Below are 17,582 nucleotides of genomic sequence, written 5' to 3'. Positions count from 1 at the left end.
TCCTCAAAACGCCGGACGGGCTGAATGCATTCAGCCCGTCCGGCGTTTTGAGGACACCTTGTCGGGGTCAGCCCCTGCGCCCCCGGCGCGTCATCGCCACCGCCCCGCCCCCCGCGGCGAGCAGCACGACCGCGCCTGCCACCAGGTACGGAGTCGACGAGTTCCCCCCGGTCTCGGCGAGGTTCGCTTCCTGCGGCTTTTCGGCCACCGGCTTCTCCTCCGCGCCGCCCTGCGGCTTAGGCTCCACGGGAGCCGAAGGCTCGGGCTCGGCGGCCGCCGCCGGCGTCTCGCACGACGCGCCCGCAAGCGTCACCGTCCCCTCGACCTCCGCGACATTCAGCTTCAGGGGATTCACGGACACCTTCAGTTCGAGCGCGGTGGCCGTCGCCGTACGCGACGTCGTGTGGGTCTTGGACAAGTCGAGCCGCACCTCCCCGACCCCCGGCACCGCCACCTGCGTCGTGCCGCCCGCCGACAGCGTGACCTTCTTGCCGAGCACGGTCACGCCGCCCAGCAGATTCGATTCGGCGACGGGCCTCTTGCCCGTCGCGCAGACCGCCTTGGACGTCACCTGGTCGACCTGGATCAGGGAAAGGAGCGGAAGGCCCGGCACGTGCACCTTCGCCCGCGCGATGTTGCTGTACCCCTCCGCCTTCCCGTCCTCGACGGTCGCCTTCGCGGTGGCGACGTCCGCCCGCAGCACGCTGAACGGCTGTCCGCCGTTGACGCCGTCCAGTTCGGCGGTGAGCGCGGTCTTCCCGGCGCTGGCCGGCGCCTGGACTTCGTTGAGCGCGACCTTGAGCGGGACGTTCACGGTCTTGTTGAGCAGGGACACGTCGAGCCCGGTGCGCAGCACGACGGCGTTGGCGCGGCCCTTGTCGCCGCCCGTCGCCGAGGCCGGTCCCGCGGTGGCGAGCGCGGCGGGACCCGCCACGAGGACCGTGGCGGTGGCGATCACGCCGAGGCGGCGTGCGGGCAGGCGGAAGGTGTTGCTGTTCAAGGTGGTGGAACCCCCACAAGAGTTACGGAGCCGCCGGAAGCCTCGCGCTTCGCTGGATGGGGACATCGCATGAGCACGACACCGGCAACATCGACAGGGGGAATCTTTACGCACTGAGAGTGAATAGCCAGCGACCAAGCGTGAGTTCACTCCAAAGGGAGGTTTCCGCCCCTGCTTTCGAATCTTGCGGCACGCACGTTCCCCGCTGTCACCCGAGCAACTCCCTGGCTCGAACACGGCGGTTGACGCCCGGTGTCGTGGCCGAATGATGTGCAACGAACCGAGGGCCGTGTGCGTAACGCTCCGTCAATATGTGTCCCATGGGGCAGACACAGCGCACAGGTGGCGGGGATTGGGCCGAGCAGGGCGAGTACGGGGTGCGGTTCGAGTGGGGGCCCGAGGGAGCCCGGCGGCTCATGGCGGGCGGGGGCGCGGACGCGGGGTGCCTGGTCGTCGTCGACGTGCTGTCGTTCACGACGTCCGTGTCGGTGGCGGTGGATGCGGGGACGAGAGTCTTCCCCTACGCGTGGCGGGACGAAAGTGCCGTCGCTTTCGCAGCCGGGCTGGATGCCGAACTGGCGGTGGGGCGGCGCATGATGAGCCCCGCGTCACCGTGGTCGCTCTCCCCCGCCGCGCTGCGCCGGGCGCCCTTCACGCCCCGGCTCGTGCTGCCCTCGCCCAACGGGTCGGCGATCGCAGCGGCGGCGGGGGCGTCCGGGGCGGTGGTCGCGGGGTGCCTCAGGAACGCGGCGACGGTGGGGAGTTGGCTGGTGGAGCAGGGGTACGGGGTGCCTGAGCGGCCGGTGGTCGTGGTCGCCGCGGGTGAGCGGTGGGCCGAGGGGGGTTTGCGGCCCGCCCTGGAGGATCTGCTGGGGGCGGGAGCGGTGATCTCCGCGATGCGGATGGCTGGTGTCTCGCCGGAGGCGGCGGTGGCTGCGGGCGCCCATGCGTCGTGCGCGGATGTCGCTTCGGCCGTCGCCGACTGTGCGTCGGGGCGGGAGTTACGGGGGTACGGCTTCGCGGAGGACGTGGCGGTGGCCGTGGAGGTGGGGGCCTCGGATGCGGTGCCCGTGTTGGTGGGCGGGGCCTTCTCTTTCCCCGGTCCCGCCCCTTCCCGGAAACCCGGCTCCGCCGAGTTCGTCCTCAAGTGCCGGACGGGCTGACTCCGCCTACCCCACAACCTTCCCGTTCAGCACCACCCTCCGCGGAGCCGCCAACACCCCCACGTCCTCCCGCGGATCCGCCCCGTACACCACCAGGTCCGCCGGAGCCCCCTCCTCCAGGCCGGGGCGGCCCAGCCAGGACCTCGCGCCCCACGTCGTCGCCGAGAGCGCGTCCACCGCCGGGATTCCCGCGTGCCTCAGTTCGGCCACCTCGGCCGCGACCAGGCCGTGGGCCAGCGAGCCGCCCGCGTCCGTGCCCGCGTACACCGGCACCCCCGCGTCGTACGCGGCCCGGACCGTGTCGTAGCGCCGGTCGTAAAGGCGTCGCATGTGCCGCGACCACTTGGGGAACTTCGACTCGCCGCCGTCGGCCAGCTGCGGGAACGTCGCGATGTTCACCAGCGTCGGGACGATTGCGACGCCCCGCTCGGCGAAGAGCGGAATGGTCTCCTCGGTCAGGCCCGTGGCGTGCTCGATGCAGTCGATGCCCGCCTCCACCAGGTCCCGCAGGGAGTCCTCGGCGAAGCAGTGCGCCGTCACCCGCGCGCCGAGGCGGTGCGCCTCGGCGATCGCCGCCTCCACATCGGGCCGCGGCCAGCAGGCCGTCAGGTCTCCCGCGTCGCGGTCGATCCAGTCGCCGACCAGCTTGACCCAGCCGTCGCCGCGCCGGGCCTCCTGTGCGACGTACGCGACGAGGTCGGACGGTTCGATCTCGTGGGCGTAGTTGCGGATGTAGCGGCGCGTACGGGCGATGTGGCGGCCCGCACGGATGATCTTCGGGAGGTCATCGCGGTCGTCGATCCAGCGCGTGTCGGACGGGGAGCCCGCGTCGCGGATCAGGAGGGTGCCGATCTCGCGGTCGGTCAGCGCCTGCTTCTCCGCCACGTCGGGCTCCACCGGGCCGTGCGTGTCCAGGCCCACGTGGCAGTGCGCGTCGACCAGGCCGGGGAGCGTCCAGCCGTCGACCGTGACGTCGGGCGCCGCCGCCGGGCGGTCGTACGTGACTCTGCCTCCGACCACCCACAACTCGTCCCGGACCTCGTCCGGGCCGACGAGCACCCGGCCCTTCACGTGCAGCACCGTGTGATCGCTGTGATCGCTCATGTACAGCAGCTTAGGAGCCTGTCGGTACGCTCGGTCCGGCAGCCCGAACGAACTCGTGAGCGAAGTGAGCAGCACCGTGACGCACCCCTTCCTTGACCTGGCACCCCTGAGTGCCCAGCACTTCGCCTCCATCGAGGAGCGCGTCGCCGGGCTGCTCTCCACCTCGCAGGACGTCGTGATCATGCAGGGCGAGGCGCTGCTTCCCCTGGAGGGCTGTATCCGGGGTGCCGCGCAGCCCGGCACGACCGCGCTGAACGTCGTCACGGGGCCGTACGGGCAGACCTTCGGCAACTGGCTGCGGGACTGCGGGGCGACCGTCGTCGATCTCGCCGTTCCCTTCCACACCGCCGTGACCGCGGAGCAGGTCCGCGAGGCGCTCGCCGAGCACCCCGGGATCGACTTCGTGTCGCTCGTCCACGCCGAGGCCGCGACCGGCAACACCAACCCCGTCGCCGAGATCGGTGAGGTCGTACGCGAGCACGGCGCCCTCTTCATGCTCGACGCCGTCGCCTCGGTGGCCGCCGAGCCGCTGCTGCCGGACGCCTGGGGCGTGGACCTGTGCGTGATCGGCGCCCAGAAGGCGATGGGCGGGCCCGCGGGCGTCTCGGCCGTCTCCGTGAGCGAGCGGGCCTGGGCCCGGCTGGCCGCCAATCCGCGGGCGCCGCGTCACTCGTACCTCTCCCTCCTGGACTGGAAGGAGCGGTGGATCGACGGCGGACGCAAGGCGCTGCTCCACGCCCCGGCCCAGCTGGAGATGCTCGCGCTCGAAGCGTGCGTGGAGCGCATCGAGGCGGAGGGCCTCGACGCCCTGATGGCGCGGCACGCCACCGCCGCCGCCGCGACCCGCGCGGGCGCGATCGCGCTCGGCGGCGGGCTCGCTCCGTACGTCCATGAGGCGCGGGACGCCGCTCCGGTCGCCACGACGCTGCGCGCCCCCGAGGGCGTCGACGCCTCGCTGCTCGTCGCCAAGGCGCTCGCCGCGGACCCGGTGCTTCCGCTGGTCGCCGGCGGCGGCGCGCTGGCCAAGGAGATGATCCGGGTGAACCACTACGGGCCCGACGCGACCCGTGGCGTCGTGCACGCCTCGCTGGCCGCCCTGGGCGCCGCGATGGGCGAGGCCGGGCTCGCGGTCGACCTCGAAGCGGCGCGGCGTGCGGTGACGGCCGCCTGGCAGTAGGCGCCGGGTTCGGCGGCAGCAGGCGCCGGACCTTCGGCAGCCGGCGCCGGGCCTTCCTCAGCGGACGCCGCCCTTCCGCCACAGGCGCCCCGCCCGCGGCGGAAGGCGCCACGTCTTCCCGGCCGCGCCGGATTCATGCCGGCGCGGAGCCGCTCCAAGCTCAGAGCGAACAGCCGTCGCGACGTACGGCCTCCGTGGCAGCGTGACCGCCATGACCACGCTCCCGGACGGCCGCCCCGTGCCCTCCCCGACCGCGGGTGAGCCGGCGATGCTGGCGGACTGGCTCGACTTCCACCGCGAGACCCTCGCGGTCAAGTGCGCCGGTCTCGATGACGCGCAGACCCGTGTCACGGCGGTCCCGTCCTCGTCGCTGACCCTGCTCGGCCTCGTGCAGCATCTGGCCGAGGTGGAGCGGAACTGGTTCCAGCGGGTGTTGGCCGGGCGGGACGTGCCGCCGGTGTACGGGGATCTTGCCGGGGGCTTCGTCCTGGACCCGGAGCGGACGTACGGCCAGGTCCTGGCCGTGTGGCGGCGTGAGGTGGCGGTGAGCCGGGAGCTCTGCGAGGGACGCTCGCTGGACGACGTGGGGCGCCTGAGCGAGCTTGAGGCTGCCGTGGCGGGCAGCGCCGAGGTGAGCCTGCGCTGGATCCTGGTCCACCTCATCGAGGAGTACGCGCGGCACAACGGCCACGCCGATCTCCTCAGGGAGGGAATCGACGGGGTAACGGGGCCGTAAATGCTCTACGTAAATTCACGGACGCATTCTCACCGGTTCTTTATCCACTTTATCAGCACAGCTTCCCGTATTCTTCTGCCCGCTTTTCAGGGACCTAAACACTAAGGTTTCGACAACGCGGAGTCTCACAATTCGGACATGCTTCGAGGGAGTTACGCTTCTGTGACGTACTCCACATCGCGCCCGGAATGTTCCCTATGACCCCGTCAAATCAGGCCAAATCGCTGAGTTCTCCTGCGGGCGCGCACCCCCGCGTGATAACACATAAGGCGCTCTGACGTAACCCCTCCCGCCGATGCAATTAAAGAAATTGCTCGGTAAATTCAATCCGCATGACCGCTGCACAAGCCGATCTACCGACCGACCTGCAAGCGAATTCCCTGGAAATGCCCGAGGGGTTGCGCCTCGACACCCCCGACGTCGCCGACGGCGCCGCGATCTGGCGGATCGCCCGCGACTCGAAGGTGTTGGATCTCAACTCCTCGTACAGCTACCTGCTGTGGTGCCGCGACTTCGCGGCGACCTCCGTGGTGGCCAGGGACTCGCACGGTGAGCCCGCCGGGTTCATCACCGGCTACATCCGGCCAGAGCGGCCACGCACCCTGGTGGTCTGGCAGGTGGCCGTCGACCAGGCGCACCGAGGCCGCGGCCTCGCCGGTGCGCTGCTCGACGGCCTCACGGCCAAGGTCGCCGCCGACCGGGAGCTGGTCTCGGTCGAGACGACCATCACGCCGGACAACGCCCCGTCCCAGCGGCTCTTCACCTCATACGCACAGCGCCACGGAGCGTCGGTCGAGCGCACGGTGCTCTTCGACGCGGGGCTCTTCCCCGACGAGGGGCACGAGCCCGAGGTCCTGTTCCTCATAGAGCCGGTCGACGGGACCGGGCAAGCCGCGCAGACCGGGCCGGTCGAGCCGGTCGGCTGAGTTCCGCCCTTCCCCCCACGCACCACCCGATCCCCCCCACCTCCCACGTCTTTCCATCTCCCAGGAGATCTGCTGTGACCATCACCCAGCCCGACCTGAGCGTCTTCGAGACCCTGGAGTCGGAGGTGCGCAGCTACTGCCGCGGTTGGCCCACCATCTTCGACCGTGCGCAGGGCAGCCGCATGTTCGACGAGGACGGCCACTCGTACCTCGACTTCTTCGCCGGGGCCGGGTCGCTCAACTACGGCCACAACAACCCGGTCCTCAAACGCGCCCTGATCGACTACCTGGAGCGCGACAGCATCGTCCACGGCCTGGACATGTCGACGACCGCCAAGCGCGCGTTCCTCGAGTCGTTCCAGAACATCATCCTGCGCCCGCGCGACCTGCCGTACAAGGTCATGTTCCCGGGCCCGACGGGCACCAACGCCGTCGAGTCCGCGCTGAAGCTGGCGCGCAAGGTCAAGGGCCGCGAGTCGATCGTGTCGTTCACGAATGCCTTCCACGGCATGTCGCTCGGCTCGCTCGCGGTGACCGGAAACGCCTTCAAGCGCGCCGGCGCCGGCATCCCGCTGGTGCACGGCACGCCGATGCCGTTCGACCACTACCTCGACGGCAAGACCCCCGACTTCATCTGGTTCGAGCGCCTGCTCGAGGACCAGGGCTCCGGCCTCAACCAGCCCGCCGCCGTGATCGTCGAGACGGTCCAGGGCGAGGGCGGCATCAACGTCGCCCGCGCCGAGTGGCTCCGCAAGCTCGCCGACGTGTGCGAGCGCTGGGACATGCTGCTCATCGTCGACGACATCCAGATGGGCTGCGGCCGTACCGGCGCGTTCTTCTCCTTCGAGGAGGCCGGCATCACGCCGGACATCGTGACGGTGTCCAAGTCCATCAGCGGCTACGGCCTGCCGATGGCGCTGACCCTGTTCAAGCCCGAGCTGGACATCTGGGAGCCGGGCGAGCACAACGGCACCTTCCGCGGCAACAACGCCGCGTTCGTCACGGCCGCCGCCGCCCTGGAGACCTACTGGTCCGACGGCCCGGCCATGGAGAAGCAGACCCGTGCCCGCGGCGAGCAGATCGAAGAGGCCTTCGCCGCGATCAAGGAAGAGAACCCCGGCGCCATCAAGGAGTACCGCGGCCGCGGCCTTGTGTGGGGCATGGAGTTCATCGACAAGTCGCGCGCGAACGCCATCGCCAAGCGGGCCTTCGACCTCGGTCTGCTCATCGAGACCTCCGGTCCCGAGGGCGAGGTCGTCAAGCTCCTTCCGGCGCTGACCATCACCGCCGACGAGCTGGACGAGGGGCTTCGCACCCTCGCCCGCGCGGTGCGCGAGACCGCCTGAGCGAATTCAGGCCAGCGTCCTTACCCCCGTAAGAGAAAAGGAACCAACTCACCGTGATCGTCCGTTCGTTCAAGGACATTGAAGGCACCGACCGGCACGTGAAGTCCGCGTCCGGAACCTGGGAGAGCAAGCGCATCGTCCTCGCCAAGGAGCGAGTGGGCTTCTCGGTCCACGAGACCATCCTGTACGCGGGTACGGAGACGTCCATGTGGTACGCCAACCACATCGAGGCCGTCGTGTGCACCAAGGGCGAGGCCGAGCTGACCGACGACACGACCGGCAAGAAGTACACGATCACGCCGGGGACCATGTACCTGCTCGACGGGCACGAGAAGCACACGATGCGGATCAAGGAGGACTTCCACTGCATCTGTGTCTTCAACCCGCCCGTCACGGGTCGTGAGGACCACGACGAGAACGGCGTGTACCCGCTCCTGACGGAGCCGGAACCGGCCTGAAAAACTACGACTGCCGGAGCCGGGGCATCTTGTGCCCCGGCTCCGTGCCGCAGGGCTGAAGCAACACGCCCCTGAATCTCCCCCGCCGCCCTCTTCCTCTGGGCGGCGGGGGTGTACATCCCGGAAAGGGCCGTACGAGAGGAGAGGCAGGCAACACCATGACCACCGCACCCGAACGCACCGCCGATCTGTACCCGACACGAGGCACCGAAGAGGTCCTCATCGAGCGCAAGGACCCCGTCGTGTGGTCCGAGCCGGGTACGCCGGGGCCCATCGCGGCCGACGAACTGGCGGGGTTCGAACGGGACGGATTCCTGGCGATCGACCAGCTCATCACCCCGGACGAGGTGGGCGTCTACCACGCCGAGCTCACGCGGTTGATCGATGACCCCACGATGCGGGCGGACGAGCGCTCCATCGTGGAGCCGCGTTCCCAGGAGATCCGGACAATTTTTGAGGTGCACAAGCTCAGCGAGCTGTTCGCGAAGCTCGCTGCCGATCCGAGGGTGGTGGGACGGGCCCGGCAGATCCTGGGTTCCGACGTCTACGTCCACCAGTCCCGGATCAACGTCAAGCCGGGCTTCGGGGCCACCGGGTTCTACTGGCACTCGGACTTCGAGACCTGGCACGCCGAGGACGGCCTCGCGAACATGCGGACCGTCTCTGTCTCGATCGCGCTCACCAAGAATCACGACACCAACGGCGGCCTGATGATCATGCCGGGGTCGCACAAGACGTTCCTCGGCTGTGAAGGCGCGACGCCGAAGGACAACTACAAGCGGTCCCTGCAGATGCAGGACGCGGGCATTCCCTCGGACGGGACGCTGACCAGCCTCGCCTCGGACTACGGCATCCGGCTCTTCACCGGTGAGGCAGGCTCCGCGACCTGGTTCGACTGCAATGCCATGCACGGTTCGGGGGACAACATCACGCCGTTCCCGCGCAGCAACGTCTTCATCGTGTTCAACAGTGTGGAGAACACGGCGGTGGAGCCGTTCGCGGCGCCGATCCGGCGGCCGGATTACATTGGGGCTCGGGACTTCACTCCGGTGAAGTAAGCAGTCTCGTACGCGAGTTGGCCCGGCACCCGGGGGTGCCGGGCCACACTTGGTCCCGGGGTCAGCCGCCCCGGTTCACAGCGCCGGGTAGTCCGTGTAGCCCTTCTCCGTGCCGCCGAAGAACGTCGCCGTGTCCGGGGTGTTGTACGGGCCTTCGGCCTTGAGGCGGGCCGGCAGGTCGGGGTTGGCCAGGAACAGCGCGCCGAACGCGACGATGTCCGCGGTGCCGTCCTCGACGAGGGCCAGTGCGTCGAATCCGGTGGGGCCCTCGGTGGCGGGGTTCAGGATGAAGGTGCCGTTGAAGGTCCCGCGCAGCGTGTTCACCAGGTCGCGGATCGGGCCCGTCTCCATGACGTGCAGGTACGCGAGGTCAAGGGCGCTCAGCTCCTTCACCAGGGAGGTGTACGTCGCTTCGAGGCCGTCCGCGGGCTCGGAGACGCTGTTGAAGGGGTTGCCGGGCGAGAGGCGCAGGCCGGTGCGGGCGGCGCCGATCTCCGCGGCGACGGCCCTGGCGGTCTCGACGGCGAAGCGGATGCGGTTCTCCGGGGTGCCGCCCCATTCGTCGGTGCGCAGGTTGGATCCGGGCGCCAGGAACTGGTGGATCAAGTAGCCGTTGGCGCCGTGCAGTTCGACTCCGTCGAAGCCCGCGTCGATCGCGTTGCGGGCCGCGCTCACGAAGTCGTCGATGGTGGCGCGGATCTCGTCGCCGGTCAGTTCGCGGGGAGTGACGAAGTCCATGGGGCCCTCCGCCGTGTACACCTGGCCCACTGCCGCGACGGCCGAGGGGGCCACGTTCACCGAGCCGTCGGAGAACAGGACGGGGTGGCCGATGCGGCCCGCGTGCATGAGCTGGGCGAAGATCTTGCCGCCCGCGGCGTGTACGGCGGAGGTGACCTTGCGCCAGGACTCGACCTGCTCGGCGGAGTGCAGGCCCGGGGTGTCCGGGTAGCCCTGGCCGATGACCGAGGGCTGGATGCCCTCGGTGATGATCAGGCCGGCCGAGGCGCGCTGGGCGTAGTACTCGGCGGTGAGATCCGTGGCGGTGGCGCCCGCGCCCGCGCGGCTCCGGGTCATCGGGGCCATGGCTATGCGGTTGCCGAGCTGCGTGCCGGAGAGGTCGAGGGAGTCGAACGCGGTGGTCATCGGGGCTCCTGGGGACGGTTTTATTGGTCGGCCAATTAATTGAACCGAGCGTCACCCTAACTCATTCCTTGGTCGGCCAAGTTAATCTGGAGGGACTGGGCCGTGCCCCTTGCTGCCGCCCCCTACTGCCCCCTACCGCCCTCCCAGGAGCCCCGATGAAAGCCCCCGCCGAACCCGCCTGTCCCCTCCCCACCGCGAAACGGCGGGGACCCGTGAGCCACACCGTCAGCCGGGTCGCCCGGCTGCACCGGATCGCGGCGGGCAAGGTGCTGAAGAAGGTCGGGCTCTACCCCGGTCAGGAGTTCGTGATGATGTACCTGTGGGACGCGGGGCCCGCGCGGCAGTCGGACATCATCAAGGCGGTCGGCCTGGATCCGTCGACGGTCACGAAGATGCTCCAGCGCCTCGAGCAGGCCGGACACGTACAGCGCCGCCCGGACCCGGACGACCGCCGCGGAGTCCTCGTGGAGACCACGGAGACCAGCTGCGGGCTCCTTGCGGACGTGGAGCAGGCCTGGGGCGAGCTGGAGGACCAGACCCTGGCGGGCCTCGACGAGAGGGACCGGGCGGAGCTGGCGCGGCTGCTCGGTCGGGTGGAGGCGAATTTGTGCACGGATGCGGCGGAGTGCGGTGAGGGCGGCGGCACTGCGGCGGAGTGCGGCGCGGACGGGGCCTAGCGCCCTCGCCCGTCATCCGTATCCGTACCCGTATCCGCGGGCGACGCCCCCGCCGGGAAGGTCAGAGCCAGGCCAGGGAGGCCGCCCTGGCCAGGACGTCGGTCGCCGCCGACTCGTCGCCGGAGAGCCCCCTGGGGACCCCCGCGGGGTCCACACGCCCGCCCATGAGCAGGCAGAAGTCCACCGGGTCGAGGACCAGCTCGGCGCTCACCGGCTCCGCCCCGTTGCCCAGGATCCACGAGACCTCGCCGCCCTCCCCCGCGATGGTCAGCGCGACGGCCGGTGTCCTGGTGCCGAGCGCCAGCCCCAGGATGCGTACGGCAAGACGCACCAGCTGCCAGAGGTGGGGAGTGCGGGGCGGCGGGACCGGCAGGTCAAGGGCCCGGCCGATGTCCTCCGTGTGCACCCACGCCTCGAAGGCCCTGACCAGGAAGTGGTCGGCCAGCGGAAGCCGGGCGCCCATCAAGGTCGTGGCGCGGCCGGCCAGTTCCGGATCGTGGGCCTCCGGCGACGAGAGGAGCGCGTCCGCCTGGGCCCGCCAGGACGCGACGGTTCCGGCCGGAGTGCGGCCGCGCTCACGGGCGAGGACCTCCTCCGTGCGCCCCGCCCAGGCCGCACGCCACGAAGTCCCGTCCACGCCGTCGAACTCCCCCGCCACCCGCAGCCCCAGACGCACGGCGAGCGGCTCGTCCGCCGCCAGCAGATGCGCGACCGTGTCGTGGACGTCCCAGTCGTGCACGACCGGAGTCCCCCAGGACCCGTGCTCGTCCAACTCGCCCAGGAGCGCCTGGAGCCCGGCCACGGCGGCGGCGTACGGCGCCGCGTGCGAAGCCGTACGGGATGCCGCGGGGCGGGTGCGCAGGGCGAGGGCGAGACCCCGCTCGGCGGGCACGGGCCCGATGGTGACGGGCGGCCCGTCCAGGTCACCTACCACCGCGCGCAGCCGCGTCGCCTCCGCCGCGCACGGATCGCAGTCGGCCAGATGCGGCGCGAGGATCCGCTCGTCCCCCGGCATGAGCGCGCCGACGGCCCAGGCCCCGAGCAGTTCACGTACGGCTTCGTGATCCGTGGTCATCACGCGCCTCTTTCGCCTGGAGCGTCGGCAAGTGCCGGGTCGGGTGGTTCGGTCAGGGCTTCGGCCAGCTTGCGCAGGGCCGTGCGTAATCGGGTCTTCGCCGTCCCCTCGGGAATGCCGAGTTCCACCGCCGCCTGACGGTACGTGCGGCCCGCGAAGTACGCCAGATGCACCACCTGGCGCTGCGGGAGCGGGAGCCTGGCCAGTGCGGAATGCAGGAGCAGGGAGCGTTCTCGTGCCATGACCACGTCTTCCGGGGGCGGATCCGGGGTGGGGATGGTGTGCAGGGTCGTGTCGTCGGCATGGGCGGCCTTGCGGTGGCGCTCCTCGCCGCGTACCCAGTCCACCGCCCGGCGATGCGCGAGCATGCTCAGCCAGGTGCGCAGACTGCCCCGCCGCGCGTCGAACGCGTAGGGCCGCGACCAGAGATGGGCGAAGACCTCCTGGGCGACGTCCTCCGCCCCCGCGGGGCTGCGGGTGACGCGTCCGGCGATGCGGTGGACGAGCGGGCCGTACGTGTCGTAGACCTCGGCCAGGGCCGTCTCGTCGCCGTACACCAGGCGCTGGTGCAGGTCGGTGTCCCCGTATGGCTGTTCCGCCACTGACACTGACACCACCGCCTCGTGAGGCCACCCCGTCCTGCATTCCTAGTGCCCCGCGGCCCGGCGCGCCAGTGGTTCAGCCGGAGAGCACGTCAAGGATCCGGTCCACGTCCGCCTCCGTGTTGTACAGGTGGAACGAGGCTCGCAGGTGTCCCGCCCGCGCGGCCGTGATGATCCCGGCCCGGCGCAGCTCCGGCTCCCTGTCGGCGAGTCCGGGGACGGAGACGATGGGGGCCTCGCCGGGCACCGGTTCGTGGCCCAGGTCCGCGAGTCCCGCGCGGTAGCGGGCCGCAAGCGCCGTGTCGTGGGCGCGCACCGCCTCGATGCCGGTCTCCTCCAGATACGCGAGGGACGCCGCCGCGCCGTGGTAGGCGAGGAAGGCGGGGGGCTCGTCGAAACGGCGGGCGTCGGGGGCCAGTTCGGCGAGCGGGCCGTACGTGGAGTGCCAGCCGTCCGCGGAAGCCATCCAGCCCGCGTGCAGCGGGACGAGGGACTCCTGCGCCTCCTCGCTCACCGTCAGGAACGACGTGCCGCGCGGGCAGAGCAGCCACTTGAAGGCGCCGGTGACGGTGTAGTCGTACGGACCGGCGTCGAAGGGCAGCCAGCCCGCGGCCTGCGTGGCGTCGTTGAGGATGCGGGCGCCGTGGGCGGCGGCGGCCTCGCGCACCGCCGTGTCGTCGGCGATGCGGCCGTCGGCCGACTGCACGGCGGAGTACACGACGAGGGCCGTGGTGGGGCGGACCGCTTCGGCGAGGTCCTCAAGAGGTACGTAGCGGATCTTGAGGTCGCCGCGCACCACGAAGGGGTTGATGATCGAGCTGAACTCCCCCTCGGGGAGCAGGATTTCGGAGCCGGGACGCTGCGCAGCCGCGATCAGCCCGCAGTGGACGGCGACCGAGCTGCCGCCCGCCACCCGCGCCCCCGGCACGCCGACGATCCGCGCGAAGGTTTCCCGGGCCTGGTCCACGACCTCGAAGTCACCCGCGCCAGCGGCTCTGCCCGCGCCGTTCTCGGCCGCGAGGCCCTGGATCGCCGCGACCGCCCGGGCGGGCAGCAGGCCGCATTTCGCCGTGTCCAGATACGTCGACGTGGGCGCGAACTCGGCGCCGCTGATGATCTCCATGGGATCAACTTTCGCGCCCGTCCGCGCCCGCGTCCATGGCGCATGCGCACAAGCGGCCGGTCGGCCGGCGCCCGCGCGCCGTCACCTCAGGCCTGCGGGACCGCGCAGCCGTCGGGGCCGCAGGCGTCGCCGTCCGCGAGGGTGGTGAGCGGCGAGCGGTTGCCCCATGCCTGGTCGAGGGCCTGCGTGAAGACGTCGGCGGGCTGGGCGCCGGAGATGCCGTACTTGCGGTCGAGGACGAAGAACGGCACGCCGTTCGCGCCGAGTTCCGCGGCCTCGCGCTCGTCGGTGCGTACGTCGTCGGCGTAGCGGGACGGGTCGGCGAGAACCGCGCGGGCGTCGTCCGCGTCGAGGCCGGCCGCCGCCGCGAGCTCCACGAGGCGCTCGTCGTCGTCGAAGACGGAGCGCTCCTCGGCGAAGTTGGCGCGGTAGAGGAGCCCGAGCAGCTCGTCCTGCCTGCCCTGCTCCTTGGCGAGGTGCAGCAGGCGGTGCATGTCGAAGGTGCTGCCGTGGTCGCGGCCCTCGGTGAGGTAGTCCAGGCCCTCGGACGCGGCGTTCACGCCGAGGTTCCGCTCGGCCTCCCGGGCCTGCTCCTCGCTCATGCCGTACTTCTTGGCGAGCATCGGGATCACGGGCCCGCTGTCGCCCTTGGCGCGCGAGGGGTCGAGCTCGAAGGAGCGGTGCACCACCTCGACGTCGTCGCGGTGCGGGAAGGCGGCGAGCGCCTTCTCGAAGCGGGCCTTGCCCACGTAGCACCAGGGGCAGGCGATGTCGCTCCAGATCTCGACGCGCATGTGACTAGCTCTCTTCAGGTCGAACGGTAGTGCGGAGGGTCCCTCCGGTCAGTTGAAGAACGTACGACCCGGCCCACTCATTCCCCGTCCGCTCATTCCCCGCCCGGCACGGTCAGCCGCATCCGCAGGTGCGTGCCCGCGCCCTCGTCCGGCTCCGCCGGCTGCCAGCCGTGGCGGGCGTAGAAGGCCTGGGCGCGGCGGTTCTCCCGGTGGACGTCCAGGGTGGCCACCCGCACGCCGTCGGCCCGCCACTCCTCCACGCAGGCGGCGTGCAGGGCCGTGCCCACCCCCGCGCGCCAGAACTCGGGGTCGACGTGGAACTGGAAGAGCGCCACGGTGTCAGCGGCCTCGCCCTCGGGCGTACGGAAGGACGCCAGGCCCACGATCCTGCCCTCGCGGACCGCGCACAGCACGTGCCCGTCCCGGCGCTCGACGGCCCCTCGCCACAGCATGGTCCCGTCGACGCCTTCGTCCGGCAGCCCTTCGGGGTAGTACGTGGCGCGGGCGCGCGCGTGCAGGGCCGCGAGGGCCGGGGCGTCCGCGGTCAGTGCGGTGCGTATGACGGTCGGCATCACGGTCCGCATCGTCGTGGGAGGGGCTGAGTGGATCACGCTGCGACAGACGCTTTCCGGGAGCTTTGGGTTCCAAGGCGGCTGAACTGGGCGCGGTAGGCGCTCGGCGTGAGTCCGGTGCGGCGCACCAGGTGGCCGCGGAGCGAGTCGGCGGTGCCGAGCCCGCATGCCTGTGCCACCTGGTCCATCGCGAGCGAGGTCGTCTCCAGGAGTTCCTTGGCCCGCTCGATGCGCTGGTGGAGGAGCCACTGCAGCGGGCTCACGCCGCTCTCGGCGTGGAAGCGCCGGGTGAGGGTGCGCACGCTGACCCCCGCCTGCCGGGCCAGGTCGGTGAGCGTGAGCGGCTCGTCGAGATGGCGCATGGCCCAGCCCCGGGTGTCGGCGCAGGCGTTGCCGCGCTCGGGCGGCAGCGGGGTCTGCGTGAACTGGGTCTGGCCGCCGGGCCGTACGGGGGCGACGAGCGCGGCTCTGGCCACCTCGTTGGCGACGGCCGCGCCGTAGTCGGTGCGGATGATGTGCAGGCAGAGGTCGATTCCGGCGGCGTACCCGGAGGACGTCATGACCTGCCCGTCCTCCACGTAGAGGACGTCTCCCTTGAGGTCGAGCGCCGGATAGCGGCTGCGTAGTTCCTCGGCGAGCTGCCAGTACGTGGTCGCGCTGCGCCCGTCGAGCAGCCCCGCCTCGGCGAGCACGAAGGCTCCGCTGCAGATGGAGGCGATGCGCCGGCCCGCCGCCGCGGCCTCGCGGACGGCGGCGACGGTCCTCGGGTCGGGTTCGTAGCGGTGTCCGGTACCCGCGACGAGGAGGGTGTCGGCCTCGCGCACGGCGTCGAGCCCGTGCTCCACGTGGAGGCTGAGCCCGCCGGTGGTGGCGACGGGGCCGGGCTGCGGGGTGCAGACGACGACCTCGTAGCCGGGACCGCCCGGCACCTCGACCTTCCCGAAGAGCATCTCGGGGATCGCCAGGTTGAACATCGACACGGGTGAGGGGGCGATGACGGCGACGCGATGCGCTCGGTGGGCGGGCTGCGGACGGGGCATGGCCAGAACCTCCGGAGGTATGGCATTCAGGCCACTACTGTAGCCGCGCCGCCGTCAGCAGACTCATGGACATGGCAACGAACTCCCTCACCGAAGGCTCCCCCGCGGCAGGGCACTTGACGGGACCGGCCCCCGGCCCGGCACCTGACGAGCGCCGCGCCTCCCCCGGCCTCACGCTCACCGCCGCCATGCTCGGCTTCGCCCTGATCACGCTCGATGCCTCCGTGGTGAACGTGGCGCTGCCCGCGATCGGCGACTCCCTGGGCGGCGGCATGTCCGGGCTCCAGTGGGTCGTGGACGCCTACACCCTCGCCTTCGCCGCCCTGATGCTCTCCACCGGCGCACTCTCCGACCGGATCGGCGCGACCAAGGCGTACGCGATCGGCATCACGGTGTTCACCGCCGCGTCGGTGGCGTGCGGCCTCGCTCCGACGCTGCCCGTGCTGATCGGCGCACGGGTGGTGCAGGGCGTGGCGGCCGCCGTGGTCCTGCCCGCCTCGCTCTCCCTCGTGCGCCAGGCCTACTCGGACGCGGCCAGGCGGGCGCGCGCGGTGGCGATGTGGGCGGCGGGCGGTTCGGTGGCGGTGGCGCTCGGGCCGGTCGCGGGCGGCGCGCTGACCACTGCGTGGGACTGGAGCGGCATCTTCTTCATCAACGTCCCGCTGGGGGCGGTGGCGCTGGTGCTCCTGCTGCGGGCGCCGCGCTCGGAGCAGCGGCCCGCGCCGCTGGACGTGCCGGGTCAGTTGCTGGCGGTCCTGACGCTGACCGCCGTGACCTTCGCCGTCATCGAGGGCGGTACGACGGGTCTGATCGCCCTGGTCGTGGCGGTGGCGGCGGGTGCGGTGTTCCTGCGGACCGAGGCGCGGCAGGCGCATCCGGTGGTGCCGCTCGGTCTCTTCCGCGACCGGACGGTCGCGATCACCGTCGCGGCCGGGGCGGCGTGCAGTGTCGCCTTCTACGGGCTCGTCTTCGTCTTCAGCCTCTTCTTCCAGGAGGTGCAGGGGCGTTCGGCGCTGTGGGCCGGGCTGATGTTCCTGCCGATGACGGGGCTCATCGCCGTCACGAACGTCTTCGCGGGGAAGCTGGCGGCGCGGGTGGGGCCGCGGGTTCCGATGCTGGCGGGGCAGTCGGTGGCCGTCCTTGGGCTGCTGGCCCTGCTGTTCGCCGACGCGTCGACGCCCGCGGTCGGCCTCGCGTTCCTGATGGTGCCGCTGGCTCTGGGGTGCGCGCTGACCATTCCGCCGCTTACCGCGGCGATGATGGAGGCGGTGCCGGGTGACCGGGCCGGTCTTGCCGCGGGGGTTCTCAATTCGGCCCGGCAGGTGGCCGGAGGGCTGGGGATCGCGGTTTTCGGGGGGCTTGTGGCGGGGGACTTTGTTTCTGGGATGCGGCTTAGTTTGCTGATCTCGGCGGGGCTGCTGGCGGTTTCAGGTCTGGCGACGCTGGGGCTGCGGCGGGGGCGGTGAGTTCTCCCCAACCCCGCCCCTTCCCGAAAACCCGCTCGGCGCGGGGGCCTTGGTTGCCGTCATCACCGGCTACGCCGAGTTCGTCCTCAAACGCTGGACAGGCTGGAAAATCCAGCCTGTCC

The 17,582-nt window shown here is 71.1% G+C and carries 18 protein-coding genes; 9 read left to right on the top strand and 9 right to left on the bottom strand.

What is annotated here, in order from left to right:
* Positions 1–67: 67 nt before the first annotated feature.
* Positions 68–1,000, bottom strand: coding sequence for an SCO1860 family LAETG-anchored protein (locus tag ACWFR3_RS44410; protein ID WP_453740401.1), 933 nt, complete (start codon positions 998–1,000; stop codon positions 68–70).
* Between the two features lie 320 nt (positions 1,001–1,320).
* On the opposite strand from ACWFR3_RS44410, the gene ACWFR3_RS44405 reads away from it, so the two are divergent.
* On the top strand, positions 1,321–2,163 hold the full coding sequence (locus ACWFR3_RS44405) for a 2-phosphosulfolactate phosphatase (protein WP_453740400.1): 843 nt from the start codon (positions 1,321–1,323) through the stop codon (positions 2,161–2,163).
* A gap of 6 nt (positions 2,164–2,169) precedes the next feature.
* Here ACWFR3_RS44405 and ACWFR3_RS44400 read toward each other — a convergent pair whose 3' ends face one another.
* Complete coding sequence (locus ACWFR3_RS44400) at positions 2,170–3,267, bottom strand: amidohydrolase family protein (protein ID WP_453740399.1); 1,098 nt, start codon at positions 3,265–3,267, stop codon at positions 2,170–2,172.
* 76 nt (positions 3,268–3,343) lie between these two features.
* On the opposite strand from ACWFR3_RS44400, the gene ACWFR3_RS44395 reads away from it, so the two are divergent.
* The 6 genes from ACWFR3_RS44395 to thpD all read left to right on the top strand — a co-directional run bounded on the left by ACWFR3_RS44395 (position 3,344) and on the right by thpD (position 8,968).
* The gene (locus tag ACWFR3_RS44395) at positions 3,344–4,444 is read left to right on the top strand and encodes a pyridoxal-phosphate-dependent aminotransferase family protein (protein ID WP_453740403.1); all 1,101 of its coding nucleotides are present in this window, start codon (positions 3,344–3,346) and stop codon (positions 4,442–4,444) included.
* Positions 4,445–4,655: 211 nt separating this feature from the next.
* Positions 4,656–5,180 carry a DinB family protein gene (locus tag ACWFR3_RS44390; protein WP_453740398.1) on the top strand — a complete coding sequence of 175 codons (525 nt, stop codon included), beginning with the start codon at positions 4,656–4,658 and terminating at the stop codon, positions 5,178–5,180.
* Positions 5,181–5,512: 332 nt separating this feature from the next.
* Complete coding sequence (gene ectA, locus ACWFR3_RS44385; protein WP_453740397.1) at positions 5,513–6,106, top strand: diaminobutyrate acetyltransferase; 594 nt, start codon at positions 5,513–5,515, stop codon at positions 6,104–6,106.
* Positions 6,107–6,180: 74 nt separating this feature from the next.
* The gene (gene ectB / locus ACWFR3_RS44380; protein ID WP_453740396.1) at positions 6,181–7,452 is read left to right on the top strand and encodes a diaminobutyrate--2-oxoglutarate transaminase; all 1,272 of its coding nucleotides are present in this window, start codon (positions 6,181–6,183) and stop codon (positions 7,450–7,452) included.
* A 53-nt stretch (positions 7,453–7,505) separates the two neighbouring features.
* Positions 7,506–7,910 carry an ectoine synthase gene (locus ACWFR3_RS44375; protein WP_371529901.1) on the top strand — a complete coding sequence of 135 codons (405 nt, stop codon included), beginning with the start codon at positions 7,506–7,508 and terminating at the stop codon, positions 7,908–7,910.
* 158 nt (positions 7,911–8,068) lie between these two features.
* Positions 8,069–8,968 (top strand): ectoine hydroxylase, encoded by a 900-nt coding sequence (thpD, locus tag ACWFR3_RS44370; protein WP_453740395.1) that lies wholly within the window; start codon positions 8,069–8,071, stop codon positions 8,966–8,968.
* 75 nt (positions 8,969–9,043) lie between these two features.
* Here thpD and ACWFR3_RS44365 read toward each other — a convergent pair whose 3' ends face one another.
* Entirely contained in the window at positions 9,044–10,111 is a 1,068-nt protein-coding gene (locus ACWFR3_RS44365) for an alkene reductase (RefSeq protein WP_453740394.1), read from the bottom strand.
* A 155-nt stretch (positions 10,112–10,266) separates the two neighbouring features.
* Here ACWFR3_RS44365 and ACWFR3_RS44360 point away from each other — a divergent pair, with 155 nt between their 5' ends.
* Entirely contained in the window at positions 10,267–10,788 is a 522-nt protein-coding gene (locus ACWFR3_RS44360) for a MarR family winged helix-turn-helix transcriptional regulator (protein ID WP_453740393.1), read from the top strand.
* Between the two features lie 61 nt (positions 10,789–10,849).
* Here ACWFR3_RS44360 and ACWFR3_RS44355 read toward each other — a convergent pair whose 3' ends face one another.
* The 6 genes from ACWFR3_RS44355 to ACWFR3_RS44330 form a co-directional block, all read right to left on the bottom strand.
* Positions 10,850–11,863, bottom strand: a complete 1,014-nt coding sequence (locus tag ACWFR3_RS44355; protein WP_453740392.1) for a maleylpyruvate isomerase family mycothiol-dependent enzyme — start codon at positions 11,861–11,863, stop codon at positions 10,850–10,852.
* Positions 11,863–12,465 (bottom strand): RNA polymerase sigma factor, encoded by a 603-nt coding sequence (locus ACWFR3_RS44350; protein WP_453740391.1) that lies wholly within the window; start codon positions 12,463–12,465, stop codon positions 11,863–11,865. The genes ACWFR3_RS44355 and ACWFR3_RS44350 overlap by 1 nt, the downstream gene beginning before the upstream one ends.
* A gap of 76 nt (positions 12,466–12,541) precedes the next feature.
* Positions 12,542–13,588, bottom strand: a complete 1,047-nt coding sequence (locus ACWFR3_RS44345) for an aminotransferase class V-fold PLP-dependent enzyme (protein WP_453740390.1) — start codon at positions 13,586–13,588, stop codon at positions 12,542–12,544.
* An 86-nt stretch (positions 13,589–13,674) separates the two neighbouring features.
* Complete coding sequence (locus ACWFR3_RS44340) at positions 13,675–14,382, bottom strand: DsbA family oxidoreductase (protein WP_453740389.1); 708 nt, start codon at positions 14,380–14,382, stop codon at positions 13,675–13,677.
* Positions 14,383–14,474: 92 nt separating this feature from the next.
* Complete coding sequence (locus ACWFR3_RS44335; protein WP_453740402.1) at positions 14,475–14,954, bottom strand: N-acetyltransferase family protein; 480 nt, start codon at positions 14,952–14,954, stop codon at positions 14,475–14,477.
* Positions 14,955–14,989: 35 nt separating this feature from the next.
* Positions 14,990–15,994 (bottom strand): GlxA family transcriptional regulator, encoded by a 1,005-nt coding sequence (locus ACWFR3_RS44330; protein ID WP_453740388.1) that lies wholly within the window; start codon positions 15,992–15,994, stop codon positions 14,990–14,992.
* A gap of 71 nt (positions 15,995–16,065) precedes the next feature.
* Between ACWFR3_RS44330 and ACWFR3_RS44325 the strand changes: the two genes are divergently transcribed.
* Complete coding sequence (locus ACWFR3_RS44325) at positions 16,066–17,460, top strand: MFS transporter (protein ID WP_453740387.1); 1,395 nt, start codon at positions 16,066–16,068, stop codon at positions 17,458–17,460.
* Positions 17,461–17,582: the final 122 nt, after the last annotated feature.

This window comes from Streptomyces sp. NPDC055189 (genome assembly GCF_053606765.1).
The sequence above is the reverse complement of the archived record's forward strand: the minus strand, read 5'-3'. Positions and strand labels throughout refer to the sequence as shown.

Excerpts from the sequence above, each read along its gene's own strand:
- ACWFR3_RS44360 (WP_453740393.1), top strand. The coding sequence starts at position 10,267 with ATGAAAGCCCCCGCCGAACCCGCCTGTCCCCTCCCCACCGCGAAACGG.
- thpD (WP_453740395.1), top strand. The coding sequence starts at position 8,069 with ATGACCACCGCACCCGAACGCACCGCCGATCTGTACCCGACACGAGGC.
- ACWFR3_RS44400 (WP_453740399.1), bottom strand. The coding sequence starts at position 3,267 with ATGAGCGATCACAGCGATCACACGGTGCTGCACGTGAAGGGCCGGGTG.
- ACWFR3_RS44340 (WP_453740389.1), bottom strand. The coding sequence starts at position 14,382 with ATGCGCGTCGAGATCTGGAGCGACATCGCCTGCCCCTGGTGCTACGTG.
- ACWFR3_RS44345 (WP_453740390.1), bottom strand. The coding sequence starts at position 13,588 with ATGGAGATCATCAGCGGCGCCGAGTTCGCGCCCACGTCGACGTATCTG.
- ACWFR3_RS44405 (WP_453740400.1), top strand. The coding sequence starts at position 1,321 with ATGGGGCAGACACAGCGCACAGGTGGCGGGGATTGGGCCGAGCAGGGC.
- ACWFR3_RS44325 (WP_453740387.1), top strand. The coding sequence starts at position 16,066 with ATGGCAACGAACTCCCTCACCGAAGGCTCCCCCGCGGCAGGGCACTTG.
- ACWFR3_RS44390 (WP_453740398.1), top strand. The coding sequence starts at position 4,656 with ATGACCACGCTCCCGGACGGCCGCCCCGTGCCCTCCCCGACCGCGGGT.
- ectA (WP_453740397.1), top strand. The coding sequence starts at position 5,513 with ATGACCGCTGCACAAGCCGATCTACCGACCGACCTGCAAGCGAATTCC.
- ACWFR3_RS44330 (WP_453740388.1), bottom strand. The coding sequence starts at position 15,994 with ATGCCCCGTCCGCAGCCCGCCCACCGAGCGCATCGCGTCGCCGTCATC.
- ACWFR3_RS44355 (WP_453740392.1), bottom strand. The coding sequence starts at position 11,863 with ATGACCACGGATCACGAAGCCGTACGTGAACTGCTCGGGGCCTGGGCC.
- ACWFR3_RS44335 (WP_453740402.1), bottom strand. The coding sequence starts at position 14,954 with ATGCCGACCGTCATACGCACCGCACTGACCGCGGACGCCCCGGCCCTC.
- ACWFR3_RS44365 (WP_453740394.1), bottom strand. The coding sequence starts at position 10,111 with ATGACCACCGCGTTCGACTCCCTCGACCTCTCCGGCACGCAGCTCGGC.